At 63.0% G+C, this 15550-nt stretch carries 15 protein-coding genes and 1 tRNA gene; 11 read left to right on the plus strand and 5 right to left on the minus strand.

The annotated features are described in order from the left end of the window. Positions 1–173: 173 nt before the first annotated feature. Positions 174–1271, minus strand: a complete 1098-nt coding sequence (locus ACFPWW_RS09350; protein ID WP_112757278.1) for a branched-chain amino acid aminotransferase — start codon at positions 1269–1271, stop codon at positions 174–176. A 298-nt stretch (positions 1272–1569) separates the two neighbouring features. On the opposite strand from ACFPWW_RS09350, the gene ACFPWW_RS09355 reads away from it, so the two are divergent. After that, entirely contained in the window at positions 1570–2787 is a 1218-nt protein-coding gene (locus ACFPWW_RS09355; protein ID WP_377311468.1) for a PLP-dependent aminotransferase family protein, read from the plus strand. A 125-nt stretch (positions 2788–2912) separates the two neighbouring features. On the opposite strand, the gene ACFPWW_RS09360 is transcribed toward ACFPWW_RS09355, so the two are convergent. From ACFPWW_RS09360 to ACFPWW_RS09370, 3 genes are all read right to left on the minus strand, one after another. Further along, entirely contained in the window at positions 2913–3956 is a 1044-nt protein-coding gene (locus tag ACFPWW_RS09360; RefSeq protein ID WP_377311469.1) for a DUF2278 family protein, read from the minus strand. 95 nt (positions 3957–4051) lie between these two features. Next, positions 4052–5110 carry an aldo/keto reductase gene (locus ACFPWW_RS09365; protein WP_377311470.1) on the minus strand — a complete coding sequence of 353 codons (1059 nt, stop codon included), beginning with the start codon at positions 5108–5110 and terminating at the stop codon, positions 4052–4054. 264 nt (positions 5111–5374) lie between these two features. Further along, the gene (locus tag ACFPWW_RS09370; RefSeq protein ID WP_113414226.1) at positions 5375–5716 is read right to left on the minus strand and encodes a hypothetical protein; all 342 of its coding nucleotides are present in this window, start codon (positions 5714–5716) and stop codon (positions 5375–5377) included. 239 nt (positions 5717–5955) lie between these two features. Here ACFPWW_RS09370 and ACFPWW_RS09375 point away from each other — a divergent pair, with 239 nt between their 5' ends. From ACFPWW_RS09375 to ACFPWW_RS09420, 10 genes are all read left to right on the plus strand, one after another. Then, complete coding sequence (locus ACFPWW_RS09375) at positions 5956–6933, plus strand: ABC transporter substrate-binding protein (RefSeq protein ID WP_112569605.1); 978 nt, start codon at positions 5956–5958, stop codon at positions 6931–6933. A gap of 7 nt (positions 6934–6940) precedes the next feature. Further along, the gene (locus ACFPWW_RS09380) at positions 6941–8635 is read left to right on the plus strand and encodes an ABC transporter permease (RefSeq protein ID WP_377311471.1); all 1695 of its coding nucleotides are present in this window, start codon (positions 6941–6943) and stop codon (positions 8633–8635) included. Beyond that, on the plus strand, positions 8623–9642 hold the full coding sequence (locus tag ACFPWW_RS09385; RefSeq protein WP_377311472.1) for an ABC transporter ATP-binding protein: 1020 nt from the start codon (positions 8623–8625) through the stop codon (positions 9640–9642). The genes ACFPWW_RS09380 and ACFPWW_RS09385 overlap by 13 nt, the downstream gene beginning before the upstream one ends. Positions 9643–9732: 90 nt before the next feature. Then, a complete protein-coding gene (locus ACFPWW_RS09390) occupies positions 9733–10842 on the plus strand; it encodes an endonuclease/exonuclease/phosphatase family protein (protein ID WP_112753372.1) in 1110 nt (369 codons plus the stop codon). After that, the gene (locus tag ACFPWW_RS09395; RefSeq protein WP_377311473.1) at positions 10839–11582 is read left to right on the plus strand and encodes an NUDIX hydrolase; all 744 of its coding nucleotides are present in this window, start codon (positions 10839–10841) and stop codon (positions 11580–11582) included. The genes ACFPWW_RS09390 and ACFPWW_RS09395 overlap by 4 nt, the downstream gene beginning before the upstream one ends. Before the next feature lie 64 nt (positions 11583–11646). Continuing rightward, on the plus strand, positions 11647–12558 hold the full coding sequence (locus ACFPWW_RS09400; RefSeq protein WP_112569615.1) for a PhzF family phenazine biosynthesis protein: 912 nt from the start codon (positions 11647–11649) through the stop codon (positions 12556–12558). A 127-nt stretch (positions 12559–12685) separates the two neighbouring features. Then, positions 12686–12761 (plus strand) — tRNA-Lys (locus ACFPWW_RS09405). A 28-nt stretch (positions 12762–12789) separates the two neighbouring features. Next, on the plus strand, positions 12790–13071 hold the full coding sequence (locus tag ACFPWW_RS09410; RefSeq protein ID WP_377311474.1) for a hypothetical protein: 282 nt from the start codon (positions 12790–12792) through the stop codon (positions 13069–13071). A gap of 159 nt (positions 13072–13230) precedes the next feature. Then, positions 13231–13965, plus strand: coding sequence for an isochorismatase family cysteine hydrolase (locus ACFPWW_RS09415; protein ID WP_377311475.1), 735 nt, complete (start codon positions 13231–13233; stop codon positions 13963–13965). A 234-nt stretch (positions 13966–14199) separates the two neighbouring features. Continuing rightward, positions 14200–14817 (plus strand): O-methyltransferase, encoded by a 618-nt coding sequence (locus tag ACFPWW_RS09420; RefSeq protein ID WP_377311505.1) that lies wholly within the window; start codon positions 14200–14202, stop codon positions 14815–14817. A gap of 16 nt (positions 14818–14833) precedes the next feature. Here the strand turns inward: ACFPWW_RS09420 and ACFPWW_RS09425 are convergent, their stop codons facing one another. Next, complete coding sequence (locus ACFPWW_RS09425; RefSeq protein ID WP_112703254.1) at positions 14834–15523, minus strand: methyltransferase family protein; 690 nt, start codon at positions 15521–15523, stop codon at positions 14834–14836. Positions 15524–15550 lie beyond the last annotated feature (27 nt).

Here is a 15550-nt window from a genome sequence, read left to right on the forward strand (position 1 = left end):
TCCTTCGGAACCAGCTGATCGAGCGTCACCATCTCGAGCGCCGTCTGTTCAGGAGCGGGTTTCTTCAACATGTCCCAATGAATCACAAACCCCTGAACGAAGCCAGGGGTTTGTCAGCAGTCTGAACCGGGCACTTTGCCCGGTTTCGATTCTGTCGCATCCGAAATGTCAGATCACAGAACGCGGCGCGTCCAGCCGCGCTCGTCGTTCGTCACACCCTTCTGCAGGCTGACGAGCTGCTGGCGCAGGTCCGTGGTCAGCTTGCCGGTCTGGCCGTCGCCGACCTTGAACTCGCCGCCGGCGTGGCGGACGAGGCCGATGCCGGCGAGCACCGCGGCGGTGCCGCAGGCGAAGGCTTCGACGAGCTTGCCGCTGGCCGCATCAGCCTGCCATTCCTCGAAGGAATAGGGGCGCTGTTCGACACGCAGGCCCTTTTCTTCGGCCAGCACGATGACCGAGGCGCGGGTGATGCCCGGCAGGATCGTGCCGCCGAGCGGCGGGGTGACGACCGTTCCGTCGTTCATGACGAAGAAGACGTTCATGCCGCCGAGTTCTTCGACCCAGCGATGTTCCGCAGCATCGAGGAAGACGACCTGGTCGCAATCCTTCTTGGCGGCTTCCGCCTGCGCCACAAGGCTTGCCGCATAATTGCCGCCGCATTTGGCAGCACCGGTGCCGCCGGCGGCTGCGCGGGTGTAGGTGGTCTCGACCCAGAGGGAAACGGCCTTGGCGCCGCCCTTGAAATAGGCGCCGACCGGAGAGGCGATGATGCAGAAGATATATTCCTGGGCCGGGCGAACGCCGAGGAAGGCCTCGTTGGCGAACATGAAGGGGCGCAGGTAGAGGCTGGCGTCGCCTGCGGGAATCCAGTTCTTGTCGACGCGCACCAGCGCTTCGACCGCCTTCAGGAAGAGGTCTTCCGGCACTTCGGGCATTGCCATGCGGGCTGCCGACTGGGCGAAGCGGCGGGCGTTTTCTTCCGGGCGGAAGAGCAGGATGCGGCCGTCATCGGCCTTGTAGGCCTTCATGCCTTCGAAGATTTCCTGGGCGTAGTGCAGCACGGCGCTGGCCGGATCGAGCTCCAGCGGGCGGCGCGGCGTCACCTTCGCGTCGTGCCAGCCCTTGTCGGCGGTCCAGCGCGCCAGCACCATGTGATCGGTGAAGATCTTGCCGAAGCCGGGTGTTTCCAGTGCCTTGATGCGGTCGGCGTCGGAGACGGGAGACTTGTGGAATTCGATTGTGATTTCAGGAGAGGTCGACGTCGCGGTCATTGCTGGCACCTTGATAGTCCATTGAATAATGGCGCGCACACTACTGCCGCCGGGCCGGTTTTGGAAAGGTCTGATTGTGGCGATTTTTGTCGCGTGATCGGAGGAATAATCGTGCGATGCGGCGAGGTTCCATCGAGTGGGGCAACCGCGCCACGACGCCCGGCGCGAGAGCTTCAAGCCTGTTCCTGCAAACATGCCGATCCAAACTTGTCACGGGGACAAGAAAATAGGTCAGCATTGTTGACATAAATCGTGCTGCATGTTCAGCTGCCGATATTAGAAAATAAGAGGAAACCCCATGCTGAACTGGGACAACATGTTTGCGACGCGCTCTTCGCGGATGCGCGCTTCCGAGATCCGCGAGCTGCTGAAACTTCTCGACCGGCCGGAGATCATCTCCTTTGCCGGCGGCATTCCGGACCCGGCGCTGTTTCCGGACCAGGCGTTCAAGAAGGCCTATGCCGATATTTTCGACAGCGCGGCGGTCAATTCGGCCCTGCAATATTCCGTTTCCGAAGGTTACAAGCCGCTGCGCGAATGGCTGGTGGGGCAGATGGCGGGTCTCGGCATTCCCTGCGGGCTCGACAATGTCTTCATCGTTTCCGGTTCGCAGCAGGGGCTCGATTATCTCGGCAAGCTGTTTCTTTCGCCCAACGATACGGCGCTCGTCACCTGGCCGACCTATCTCGGCGCGCTGCAGGCCTTCAACGCCTACGAGCCCGCCTACGATCAGCTGACGCCGGGCGGCAACCGCACGCCGGGCTCCTACCGCGAGGCCGCGGCGCAGAAAGGCGGCAAGGTGAAATTCGCCTATCTCTCGGCCGAATTCTCCAATCCGACCGGCGAGACCGTCGACCGCGAGGGCCGCGAGAAGCTGCTCGACCTTGCCGACGAACTCGACATCGCCGTCATCGAGGATGCCGCCTACCAGTCGCTGCGCTATGACGGCGAGCCGATCCCGCCGATCCTGGCGCTGGAGATTGCGCGCAAGGGCCATATCAACGAGACGCGCACGATCTATTGCGGCAGCTTCTCCAAGACGCTGGCGCCCGGCCTTCGCGTCGGCTTCATCGTCGCCAACGCGCCCGTCATCCGCAAGCTGGTGCTGATGAAGCAGGCGGCCGACCTGCATTCCTCGACCATCAACCAGATGGCGATTTGCGAAGTCGCCGAGCGCGGTTTCGATGCGCAGGTCGCCAAGATCAGGGCCGTCTACAGCCAGCGGCGCAACTGCATGCTGGCGGCGCTTGAAAAATACATGCCTGCAGGCACGAGCTGGACGAAGCCGGAAGGCGGCATGTTCATCTGGGTGACGCTGCCCGAGGGCATGGACGGCGCCGAACTGCTCGCCAGGTCGCTCGAAAGCGCCAAGGTCGCCTTCGTTCCGGGCAAGGCCTTCTTTGCCGACGGTTCGGGCGCCAATACGTTCCGCGTCAGCTTCTCCTGCGCCAACGAGACGATGATCGAGGAGGGCATCAGCCGCCTCGGCAGGCTGATCGCCAGCGAGATCGGCTGATATAATTCAGGAACGGACGGCGATTGGAGAATTTCCGTTTTTCTTCGAAACACGGAAATGCTCTATCCCCTTGTTTTCGCGCAATTCCGAACGCAAAACCGCTGCACACTTTTGCTGGAATTGCTCTAGAAGATCGTCGTCCAGCCCTCGTTGGCGGTTTCGCTCTTGCCGTAGCCGACGCGGTCGGCAACCGCGCCGTCGGCATTGATGAGGATGATATCGCCGCCCTTGTTGGCGAGCTGCGGGCCGCCGTTTTCCGGGTCGAGCGTGATCGTGCGGAATTCGCCGGCGGCGAGCGAGCCCGACAGCGTCTGGCGGCGGCCTTCGCCGTCTTCCAGCGACCAGCCCTCGATCGAGGTCGTCACGTCGGAGCGGTTGACGAGGGTCACCGTTTCGTCCTCGGTGCCGTCAGGGTGGTTGACCGGGTTGATCATGGCGGCGACGATGCGCAGCGAGGAGGCGACGATCGGCTGCGGGCGTCGGGTGCCTTCGCCGCGGCCCTGACCGCCCCTGTTGTCGCCGACGGGATGGCCGGTATTGGCATCCGTATTCCAGTTCTGCGACTGGAAACCGAGGAAGATTGCCACCCAATGATCGTCGTCGGCGAAATGGATCAGCAGCGCGCCATCCTGATTGGGCGCGTTGGTGGCGCGGAAGCTGCCGCTGTCGCCCTGGTTCATGTGAATGTCGTGAATGCCCCGGCCGGGCTCGAAGCCGAAATATTCGTCCGGCTTGTTGTTCTCCGGCCCCCAGGCTTCGCCGAAGGCGTAGAAATGGATGGACTTGTCGGCAATGCCTTCCTGCACGATCGGTTCGATGAAATCGCGCAGGTCGTTCTTCGGGCCGTTGAGCTGGAAGGGGGCGACGTCCATGTCCTCGCGCTCGATCATGCCGCCGCGCACATAGTCGATCGCCAGATCCTGCCGGTCGCCCCTGATGTCGGTCAGGCCCATCGGCAGGGCTTCGAGCTCGGCCGTCAGCTCCGGATGCTGGAAGTTCATGACATTGGCGTAGAGCAGGTCGTGCGGCGATTCCTTCGAGCGCACGTTCATGGCGATGCGATAGCTGGCGCCATCGGCCTCGATGCGGATTTCGATATGCGGATCGTTGTCGTCGTCAAGGGCGAGCGCCGAAGCCGTACCCTTCAGCACCTTGTAATTCCGGAGCATGGTGAACCTCGTGGTGGGGGACGAAGCATCACGATAGCATGGCGGAAACGCATCTTTTGTGACGCCTGTTTCCGCCATGCAAGGCTTTGGAGAGCTTACTTCTTCAGGTGCGGGCCGAAGAGTTCCATGTCGGCTTCGCTCAGCCGCTCGTTGGCGGTGTTGAGCTGGTGCCAGTAGGGATAGATGACCGGCGGCACGCTGACATCGTCGAGGCGCTTGCGCTCCTCGGCAGTCAGTTTCAGGTCGGCGGCGGCGAGGTTGTCCTTGAACTGGGCTTCGGTGCGGCCGCCGATGATGACCGAGGTGACGGCCCTGCGGCCGATCAGCCAGGCGAGCGCCACCTGGGCCGCGGAAACGCCGCGTTCCTGGCCGATCGCCACCAGCGTCTCGACGATGTTCCAGAGGCGGTTTTCGTCGCGGATCGGCGGTTCGGTCCAGCCGGCGAACTGGCGGGTGCCTTCGGGGGCAGCGGCGTTGCGGCGGTGCTTGCCCGAGAGCAGGCCGCCGGCGAGCGGGCTCCAGACGAGCACGCCGAGGCCCTGGTCGATCGAGATCGGCAGCAGCTCGTATTCGGCGTCGCGGGCTTCCAGCGTATAGTGGATCTGCTGGCTGACGAAGCGCTGGTACTTGTATTCGTTGGCGATGCCGAGCGCCTTCATGATGTGCCAGCCGGAATAGTTCGAGCAGCCGACATAACGCACCTTGCCCTGTTTGATGAGCGTGTCGAGCGCTTCCATCGTCTCTTCGAGCGGCGTCTGGCCGTCCCATTCATGGACCTGGTAGAGGTCGATGACATCGGTCTTCATGCGCTTGAGGCTTGCCTCGCATTCGCGGATCAGGTGGTAGCGCGACAGGCCGCGATCGTTCGGGCCGTCGCCCATGCCGAAGCGGGCCTTGGTGGCGAGCAGCACGCCGTTCGGGCGCTTGCCGCCCAGCACTTCGCCGATGATGCGTTCGGATTCGCCCGCGGAATAGACATTGGCCGTATCGATCAGGTTGACGCCGGCATCGAGGCAGATGTCGACCATGCGGCGGGCTTCCTGCACGCCGAGATCGCCGACGGTCTTGGCCCAGCCGACGCCGCCGAAAGTCATCGTGCCCATGGTCACGGTGGAAACTTTAAGGCCGGATCGGCCGAGCAAACGATATTCCATTGAAATTCCTCCTCATGAAAATGGCCTGACTGACGTGCCGCAATGCGGCCGGCGGTCAACCGGCTGATGCATGTCGCGCAAAAGGGTGGGGCGGTTTTGCGGTCGCGACATGCAGACACAAATGCGTAGAGCGTGGCACGCGAATCGGAAAGATCGCAACGCGCCTCCGATCTTCACGCCTGCGTGAGCTTACGCCCTCCGTTCGTCCCGCGCGAGAACTTTCGGCCTGTAGCACAGCGTGCGGCGGGCCTGCCCGGACGGCAGTCATCTTCCGGATCGGACGGCGATCACCATTTCCGCGGCCACGGCTGGGCTTTGTCGCTCCATTTCCCTCGTCAGGACGCGCGTGTAGACCGGGCTTTCATCCCTGTCCACGGCATCGAGCAGGGCGCGCCGCTCGCCGGAACAGGAACTGCTGATGATGATGCCGAGTTCCAGTGGCGATCCCTGTTGCGAGGCATAGGCCCGTGCGCGCGAGCGAAGGCATTCGGTATAGGCCCGGCCCTCCGGGTAATCGTTCAGATCCTTGTGCGACCGGCTGCCACCGGCCGTCTGGCAGCTGGCAAGGCAGGCAGAGCAGAGCATCAGCAGGACAAAGCGCTTCATTTCATTCCAGACATACGGAAAGAGGGTGTTAGCGTGTAATTTCAATCTGTGGTTTAAACGATTCCGTCCGTTTGGCAAGGGGGCGGCATTGGGCGACGATCCCGGAGGAGGAGGGCAGAGGCGCATCGGGCGGGAACGCCGGGAGGGCCGGACGGGGCTTGCTGTCTGGGCGTGGCCCTGTCACACCGCTGTAAAACACCCCCAATAAGGAGGGGCATCACCATCCGAGGATACCTTCCATGAAAACTCTTGTTTCTGCCGCCGCACTGCTTGCAGCAAGCCTTCTCGCGATTCCGGCTTCCGCTGCCAACCTCGTTCTCTATACCAGTCAGCCGAACGAAGACGCGCAGGCGACCGTGGACGGCTTCATGGCCGCCAATCCCGATATCAAGGTCGACTGGGTGCGCGACGGCACGCCGAAGATCATGGCGAAGCTCCAGGCTGAAATCCAGGCCGGCAACCCGGTTGCCGACGTCCTGCTGATCGCCGATGTCGTGACGCTCGAGCGCCTCAAGGAAGACGGCAAGCTGCTGGCCTACAAGTCGCCGGAAGCTGCCCAGTATGACGCCGCCCTCTACGACGCCGACGGCTATTACTACTCCACGAAGCTCATTACGACCGGCATCATGTACAACACGTCTGCCGCCATGAAGCCGACGAGCTGGAAGGACCTGACCAAGCCGGAAGCCAAGGGCCTCGTCACCATGCCGAGCCCGCTTGCCTCGGGTGCCGCTCTCATCCACGCCCAGACGCTCGCCGCCGTTCCGGGCCTCGGCTGGGACTTCTACAAGTCGCTCGCCGATAATGCCGCCGTCGCTTCCGGCGGCAACGGCGTCGTGCTGAAGTCCGTCGCCTCGGGCGAAAAGGCTTACGGCATGGTCGTCGATTACCTGCCGATCCGCGAAAAGGCCAAGGGTGCCCCGGTCGAGTTCGTCTTCCCGAGCGAAGGCGTTTCGGCCGTGACCGAGCCGGTCGGCATTCTCGCCAGCGCCAAGAATGTCGATGCCGCCAAGAAGTTCGTCGATTACGTTCTCTCCGAAAAGGGCCAGGAAGGCTTCCTGAAGCTCGGCTACATTCCGGCCCGCAACGGCATGAAGCTGCCCGACGGTTTCCCGGCACGCGACACGATCAAGGTTCTGCCGGTCAATGCCGCCGAAGCCCTGAAGAACACCGACAAGGATCTGAAGACCTTTACGGATCTCTTCGGTTCGAAATAATAGACCCATGCAGGGCTATATACGTCCAGGAAACAGCCAGCCCGTCTGGCTGTTTCCTTTTATCGTTTGCGTGGTGCTTTTCCTGAGCGTGCTGCCTCTTGCGCGGCTCGCGGTCGTCGGCATTGCCGCTTTCGCCAATGGCGGCATCACGGTGGTTCTTTCCGACCCCATGGTCTGGTCGGCGGTCTATTACACCATCGTCACGGCGGTTCTCGGCACGGTGATCTCGCTCGCCATCGGCTGCGCCTTCGCCTATCTGCTGACGCTGACCGATATTCCGGCCAAGGGGCCGCTCAGCTTCTTCTTCGTGCTGCCGATGATGATCCCGCCGCAGGTCACGGCGCTCGCCTGGGTGCAGATGTCGGGGCCGTCGAGCCCGCTTCTGAAAGCGCTGCATATCGCGCCGCCGCTCGGCTCGCCGCAGCCGCTCTATTCGGTCGGCGGCATTGCGCTGCTTTACGGCGTGCAGCATGCGCCGCTCGTCTATCTGGCGCTGAGGGCAGGGCTGATGACCCTGCCGCGCGACGGGGTGGAGGCGGCGCGGCTTTCGGGGGCGTCGAGCCTGCGCGTCTTTCGCGATATCATCCTGCCGCTGTCGCTGCCGGGCGTGATTGCGGGGGCGGCGATCTCCTTCGTGTCCTGCACCGGCAATTTCGGCATTCCGGCGATCCTCGGCATTCCCGCCTCGATCTTCACGCTGCCGACGCTGATCTTTTCCAAGTTTACCGCCTTTACCGGCCGCACCTTCGGCGACGTGGCGCTGCTGTCCGCCATTATCGCGCTGATCTCGGTCGCTGGCCTTGCCATTCAGGATCGGGCGCTGCGCGGGCGCGACTATCGCGTCATCGGCCTTTCGGGGGCGACCGCCGCTTTCGAACTTGGCGGGTGGAAGCTTCTCTTCACGCCGCTCCTCTGGATCATCCTGTTCTTCATGCTGGCGGCACCCTTCTTCGCGCTGGTCGCGGGCGCGCTGGTGCCGGCCTATGGGGTGCCGCTCACCTTCAAGACGATGACCTTCCATGCCTTCGAGGAAATCCTCTTCCGGCAGGCGGTGACGCGCACGGCTTTCGTCAATTCGCTGTCGCTGGCGAGCGGGGCGGCCGTCGGGCTGCTGTTCGTGACGGTGCTGGCGGCCTATGCGCTGACACGGCGCCGGGACAGGCTCTCGCGCATCGTCGCCAGCCTTGTCGAAATTCCCTATTCGCTGCCCGGCATCGTCATGGCGGTGTGTTTCATCCTCGTCTTTGCCGCCCCCGTTCCGGTGCTCAACGTGACGCTCTACGGCACGGTCTGGATCATTCTCATCGCCTATTTCTCCTCCTTCTTCGCCGTCAGCCTGAAGCCTGTCGTCAGCGCCTTTCACCAGCTCGATCCGGCGCTGGAGGAGGCGGCGCGGCTTTCGGGGGCCGGCTTCTTCCGGCGGCTCAAGGATATCATCGTGCCGCTGGTCGCGCCGGCGGCCGGCGCCTCGGTCATCCTCGTCTTCCTGATTGCCTGCAACGAGCTGACGATTTCGGCGCTGCTCTGGTCGGCGGGCACGCAGACGCTCGGCGTGGCCATCTACAATCTCGACGACAGCGGCAGTTCCGACCTTGCCTCGGCGCTCTCCGTGCTTGTCGTCTTCATGGTCGTCGTCATGATGCTGCTTCTGGAGCTTCTGGCGAACCGTCTGCCCAAGGGAGTGGTGCCGTGGCGAAGCTGATCCTCAATCAGGTGGCCAAGGATTTCGGCACGGGCAGGGCGGCCGTCAGCGGCTTTTCGCTCGATGTGCGCGAGGGCGGTTTCCTGGCGCTGCTCGGCCCCTCCGGCTGCGGCAAGACGACGGTGCTGCGCATGATCGCCGGTTTCGAGACGCCGAGCGACGGTTCCATCCATCTCGGCGAGCGGCTGCTTGCGGACGCCTCGCAATCGCTGCCGCCGGAAAGGCGCAACATGGCGATGGTGTTCCAGTCCTATGCGCTCTGGCCGCATATGAGCGTCGCCGACAATGTCGGCTATCCCCTGAAGGTGCGCGGCATTTCGGGCGAGGCCTACAAGACCGGGGTGCGTGAGGCGCTGTCGACCGTCCGCCTCGTCGATTATGCCGAGCGACGGCCGGCAGAGCTGTCGGGCGGCCAGCGGCAGCGCGTGGCGCTCGCCCGCTGCCTCGTCACGTCGCCCGATGTCGTGCTGCTCGACGAGCCGCTTGCCAATCTCGACCGGCATCTCAAGCAGGAGATGGAAGAGACCTTCCGCGAGTTCCACCAGCGCTCGGGCGCGACGATGATCTATGTGACGCACGACCAGAGCGAGGCGATGGCGCTGGCGACCGATATCGCCGTCATGTCCGAGGGGCGCCTGCTGCAGGTGGCGCCGCCGGCGGAAATCTATGCGCGGCCGGAAGGGCGCACGGTTGGCGGCCTGATCGGCCGCGGCGCGATCGTCACGCTGCCGGTCATGGGCCATGAACGCGATCTGGAATGGCACGAGCTGGAGGATGCACTGCACGCCGCAAATACGGACGGTGCCGATATTCTCGTGCGGCCGGAAGATGTGGTCATCGGGGTCGAGGGGGCTGCCGCAACGGTCGAATCGGCCCTTTACGAGGGCGAGCGTTACGCGGTGAAGCTGATGCTCGGCAACGGCCAGGTGCTGCGCGCCTTCAGCCGCGTGGCCGTCGTGCCCGGCGAGGCCGTGCGCGTCATCATCCGGGCCGGCTGGCGGCTTTGAGGGACAGGCGGTTCGTCTGCCGCGCAAAACCGCTGCACACTTTTGCTGGAATTGCTTTACTAATGGCCTGATGCCAACCGGGAATGCCTGATGTCGCTTCGCCTTGCCACATTCAATGTCGAGAACCTGCTTACCCGTTTCGATTTCACCGGTTATCGCAACCAGCTCCGGCAGGACCGCGTCATCAAGCTGTTCGAGGTCAATAGCGAAGGTGTCTACCAGCAGCTGGAACAGGCGCGGGTGATCGCTTCCACCGACGACACGCGGCAGATGACGGCGCTGGCGATCGCGGATGCGGATGCCGACATTCTCTGCCTGCAGGAGATCGACAACATGGCCGCCCTGCAGGCCTTCGAATATGGCTATCTCTACCGCATGGTCGGCAACGGCTACCGGCAGAAATACCTGGTCGAGGGCAATGACAGCCGCGGCATCGACGTGGCGGTGCTGATGCGCGAGGAAACGCGCGACGGGCAGAAGATCGAGCTTCGGGACATCAAGAGCCATGCGATGGCAACCTACCGCGATTTCGATCTCTTCGACGAGGAACTCGCCACGACCAACCGGCCGGACGACAAGATCTTCAAGCGCGACTGCCTGGAACTGGACCTGCGGATCGGCGGCGTGCCGATGACGCTTTATGTCGTGCATTTCAAATCGATGGGCAGCCCGCGCGAAGGGCTGGACGGCCGGCAATCGACCCTGCCGATCCGCCGGGCCGAGGCGCGGGCGGTGCGCCGCATCATCGAGGACAGGTTCGGCGCGGGCCATACCGCCAGGAAGAATTTCGTCATCTGCGGCGACATGAACGACTATCAGGAGCGCGTCGACGTCATCGGCCGGCGCGGCGCGGGCTACCGGTTCGAGCATCAGGACGAGGCCGAAAGCGCGCTTGACGTTTTCAGCCATGACGGTTTTGCCGAAAATGTCGTGCGCCGGCGCGATCCGCTCGACCGCTGGACGCTCTATCATTCGCGCGGGCCGGAGGAGCAGTGGCTCTGCCAGCTCGATTATCTCTGGCTGTCGCCGGCGCTTGCCGCTTCCAATGCCACGCGCATCCCGGAAATCATCCGCCACGGACAGCCCTATCGCACCATCTTCCCGCCGGGGCAGGAGGTGGAGCGCTATCCGCGCACCGGCTGGGACAGGCCGAAAGCATCCGACCATTGCCCCGTCGTCATGACCCTGGATCTCTTATGACCGCATATTTTTCAGAAGACCTTTCGGCCTTTCCGCCGGAGCAGACGGTTTTTCCGATCGCCGGCACCAATCTGCGCGTGCTTGACGGCGAGCATCCGCTGCTTGTCGCCAACCGGGCGGCGATCCGCGAGAACTGGGAGCGCGAAATCGCCGCCAACCCGGCGCTCTTCGACGGCCGCATGGTGCTGCAGCACCGGCTGAAGCTTTCCGAGGAGGGCATTGCCAGCGAGGCGCATACCGTTCCCTTCTCGACCTTCATGTGGTGGCGCAGGCAGCCGCAGCGAGAGGGCGCCATCCATCTCTTCGCCTATCCGGTGCTGGAATCGTCAGACGGCGCGCTGGTCGCCATCCGCATGGGCGCGCATACGGCCAATCCCGGCCAGGTCTATTTCGCCGCCGGCTCGCTGGAGCCCGAGGATGTCGTCGACGGGCGTTGCGACATCGACGGCAACATGGCCCGCGAAGTGATGGAGGAGACGGGGCTGGATCTCGCCGATGCCGTGGCGGGCGAGGGGCTTCATGCCAGCCATATCCGCCGCTCGGTCTCGATTTTCCGGCTGTTCCGCTTCGGCATGACGGCCGACGAGATGGTGGATTTCATTGGCCGGCATATGCTTGTCGCCGAGGATAAGGAAATCTCCGGTGCGGTCGCGATCCGCTCGGCCGATCCGCACGCGCATCCCTACAATGCCTCGATGCTGCCGATCATCGACTGGTATTTTGGAGGCAAGCGGGTCTGAAGCTTGCACTTGTGCCGTCTGTCGGGCAGTTTGACGGTTCGATGACCGATTCAGGGAGGCCGATGTGGCGTTAAGCTACAGCGTCTATGACGTGTTCACCGACACCAAGCTTGCCGGCAATCCGCTGGCCGTGATCTTTGATGGCGAAGGGCTCGAGGACGAGGCGATGCAGGCGATTGCCCGCGAAACCAACCTCTCCGAGACGGTTTTCGTGCAGCCCGCCGACAATCCCGCCTATACGGCGCGCATCCGTATCTTCACCCCCGGGCGGGAGCTGCCCTTTGCCGGGCACCCGACCGTCGGCACGGCGATCGCCCTGGCGGAGCGCGCGCACGGGGCCGCGCGGCTCGATCTCGTTTCGGTGCTGGAGGAAAATGTCGGGCCGGTGCGCTGCGCCGTCAGGCTGCGCGAAGGCGAGGCGAGCTTTGCCGAATTCGACCTGCCGCGCAAATCCCAGCAGATATCGCTGCCGCTCGACAAGGCCGGCATCGCCGACGCGCTTTCCCTGAAGACGACCGAGATCGGCTTCGAGAATCATGTGCCGTCGATCTGGAGCGCCGGCGTGCCCTTCCTGATGGTGCCGGTCCACGACGTCGGCGCGGCCGAGCGCCTCGAGTTCGACCCGCAGCTCTGGGAGAAGACGGTGCCCTTCGTCGACGGCGCACTCGCCTCGGCCTATATCTACTGCCGCGGCGGCGTGAACCATGTCGCAAAGTTCCACGCGCGCATGTTTGCAAGCGGCATGGGCATTTCCGAAGACCCGGCCACCGGTTCGGCCGCCGCTGCCCTGTCGGGCGCGATCAACCATTTCGACCGGCTGACGGACGGGCATCATCCCGTGCTCATCGAACAGGGCGTGGAAATGGGCCGCCCGTCCTTCATCCACCTGCATATGGACATCGAAGGCGGGGCCATTTCGAACGCCCGGATCGGCGGTCAGGCGGTGCGGATTGCGAGCGGCACGCTCGACCTTTGATTTCATTGGATTTCCAGCGCCTGACAAAAAAACTTCGCAATTAACCAAAGAAATTTCGAGAGGGCGCTAGACAAGCCGGACGATCCTATTTATATGCCCCGTCACACCGCGCAGCCAAGCTCGGTACGGGTGATTAGCTCAGTTGGTAGAGCAGCTGACTCTTAATCAGCGGGTCGTAGGTTCGAGCCCTACATCACCCACCACTTTTCCTTTCCAGACGAAATGAATGCGATGTTCGCCACCGGATTGCCGGTCGCGATCCGCGATATGCCACCGAAGTTCAAGTCGCCGGGTTATCGTTCGAACCTGCAGGTGGCGCAAGAGAAAGCGCTCCGCTCGCCACGCCCGCGAAAGAATTCGCATCAAGGCACTCCCTGGAATGGCCGGGTGAACATCGGCCGCAGCCGGCATCCATCTGTCTTTTCCGAGGTTGTTGCAGGGTGCTCTTTGCTTTGCGGTAAAGAGATCAAACCAACGTTTAATTGCTGCTCCGGCGGGATTTCCGTAGTTTAATCCACGAAACATCGATGTATAAATCAATTATATATTGGGTTTTTCTGATTTTATTATTTCAATACTCGGATTCCAACCTCAACGGGAAGCGGAAAAATGTTAAATGTTCGGATGAGCAACTTGACGTCGGCTATTCTACTTTCGAGCCTGATGGCTTTTATGGCCCCTTGGACCCCCTCGAATGCACAGCCCGCCGTCGATCCGTACATGGACCCGGCCAAGCCGGCACTCACCAAGGGCAACATGAAACTGGACGTTTCAAAAGCTGCGCTCGTGGTCATCGATCCTCAGAACGACTTCATGAGCCCGAAGGGGCTTGCCTGGCCGGTCGTGGGCGAAAGCGTAACGGAGCATCAGGTTGTTCCGCATCTCGGCCAGCTTTTTGCCGCGGCGAAGCGGGCGGGGATGGTCGTCGCCATTTCGCCCCACCACTATTACAAGTGGGACCATACCTGGAAGGTGCAGGGTCCTCTTGAGATTTTCCAGCACGATGTCGGTATCTTCGACCGGGAAGGGCCTTATACGCTGGACGGATTCGAGGGGTCGGGCGCGGATTTCCTGCCGGATTTCAAGACGTATATCGAGGACGGCAAGACAATCATCGCCTCGCCGCACAAGCTTTACGGTCCGCAGGTGAACGATCTTTCGTTCCAGCTCCGCAAGCAGGGCGTGACGCAGATCATTCTCGCGGGAATGCTGGCGAATATGTGTGTCGAATCCCACCTGCGCGAATTCCTCGAAGAGGGATTTGAAGTCGCGGTCGTGCGGGATGCGGTCGCCGCTCCCAAATTGCCCGAGGGCGACGGGTATCAGGCGGCACTGATCAATTTCCGCTACATGGCGAACGGGCTCTGGACCACCGACGATGCGGTCAGGATGATGCTGACGCATTAGGCAGCGCGCGGACAAGAAAGAGAGGGCGGCCCCGTGCCGCCCTCTTGCTGTTGCGCATCACGATGCCATTCCCGGAGGAGGCAATTTCTGCCCTTGTGCGAAATTGCCCGCGGTATTTAACTCCTGAACCGGCAAAGCCGTTGCCGCGGTATCCGGTGCCGCCGGCGAGCGCAGGAGGACATGCCGATGAGCGACAATCAACAGGATCGTGCCGCCTTGGTCGGGGAGAGCAGGCTGGATGACAAGGTGCTCGATGTGCTCGGCGCCTATCACCGGCGGATGGACGAGGAGCGCCGGGCGCCGCGCCAGGAGGCGCCGGGCGGGCGCGACGGCGGGCAGGACCAGCGGATGCGGGCAGTGGGGCCGCAGACGGGGCGCTTTCTCAATATTCTCGTGCGCAGCCTGACGGCGCCGACGATTCTCGAACTCGGCACATCCTTCGGCTATTCCGGCATCTGGCTTGCGGAGGCGGCGCGCGCCACCGGCGGCAAACTCGTCACCATGGAAGTGCATGGCTATAAATCCGCCTATGCGCAGGCCATGGCGGAAAAGGCCGGGCTTGCCGAACATATCGATTTCCGGGTGGGCGATGCGGTTGCCATGATCCGCGAATTGCGGGGCAAGGTGGATTTCGTGCTCGTCGATCTCTGGAAGGATCTCTACCTGCCGTGCCTCGAAGCCTTCTATCCGAAGCTCAATGCCGGCGCGATCGTCGTTGCCGACAACATGATCTATCCCGCCACCGAGGACGTGAAGATCTATGCCCGGGCGATCCGCGCCAAAGCGGGAATATCGAGCGTGCTCCTGCCGGTCGGTTCGGGGCTGGAGGTGAGCCGGTACGAACCGGAGTGAAAATCCAAGGCGGAGTTCACCATAGGCCCGCAAACAGCCGGTATCTCACCTTGCGGCAATAATCCTCGTAGCCCGGCAGGTCCCGGCGCAGGTGGCGCTCCTCGTCGATAAGGCGAAGGATCAGGCCGAGGAAGATCAGCGGCACGACGATCAGCCCCCACAGGGAGGAGAGCGCCAGCGGAATGCCTGAGGCGAGCGGCAGGACGGCGGCATACATGGGGTGGCGCACAAGCGCATAGGGGCCGGTTGAGACGACGTGCTGGTCCGGCGCGACTTCGATGGTGGCGGAGGCGAAGCTGTTTTCCTTCAGGACGAAGAAGACGAAGAGGAAGCCTGCCGAAATCAGCAGGTTGCCGAGGACGATTGCCCAGACCGGAACGGCCGACCAGCCGAAGCGGTAATCGAGCGCCGAGAGGATGACGAGCGCGATCATCACCACGCTGGTGAAAAGCTGGATGCGCTTCTGCAGCGGTTCCGATTCGGCGGACGGGCCGGCGCGCATGCGCTTTTCCAGAAGCGCCGGGTCCCGATGGTAGAAATAGACCGAGGTGCCGGCCGACCAGGCGGCGAAGGTCGCCAGGAACAGCCAGCCCTGCCAATAGGCAAGCGTGCCCGCCGCCAGGAAGACCATGACGGCGAGGGCGGCGAGGAACTTGGCGTTGGCTTCGGCGGCCCTGCGGCCGAGATCGGGTGCTTTCTCCTGCATGACGCCTCCCTGCGGCCATGCCCCCGC

It is taken from the genome of Rhizobium sp. GCM10022189, from assembly GCF_042656325.1.
Classification (GTDB): domain Bacteria; phylum Pseudomonadota; class Alphaproteobacteria; order Rhizobiales; family Rhizobiaceae; genus Rhizobium.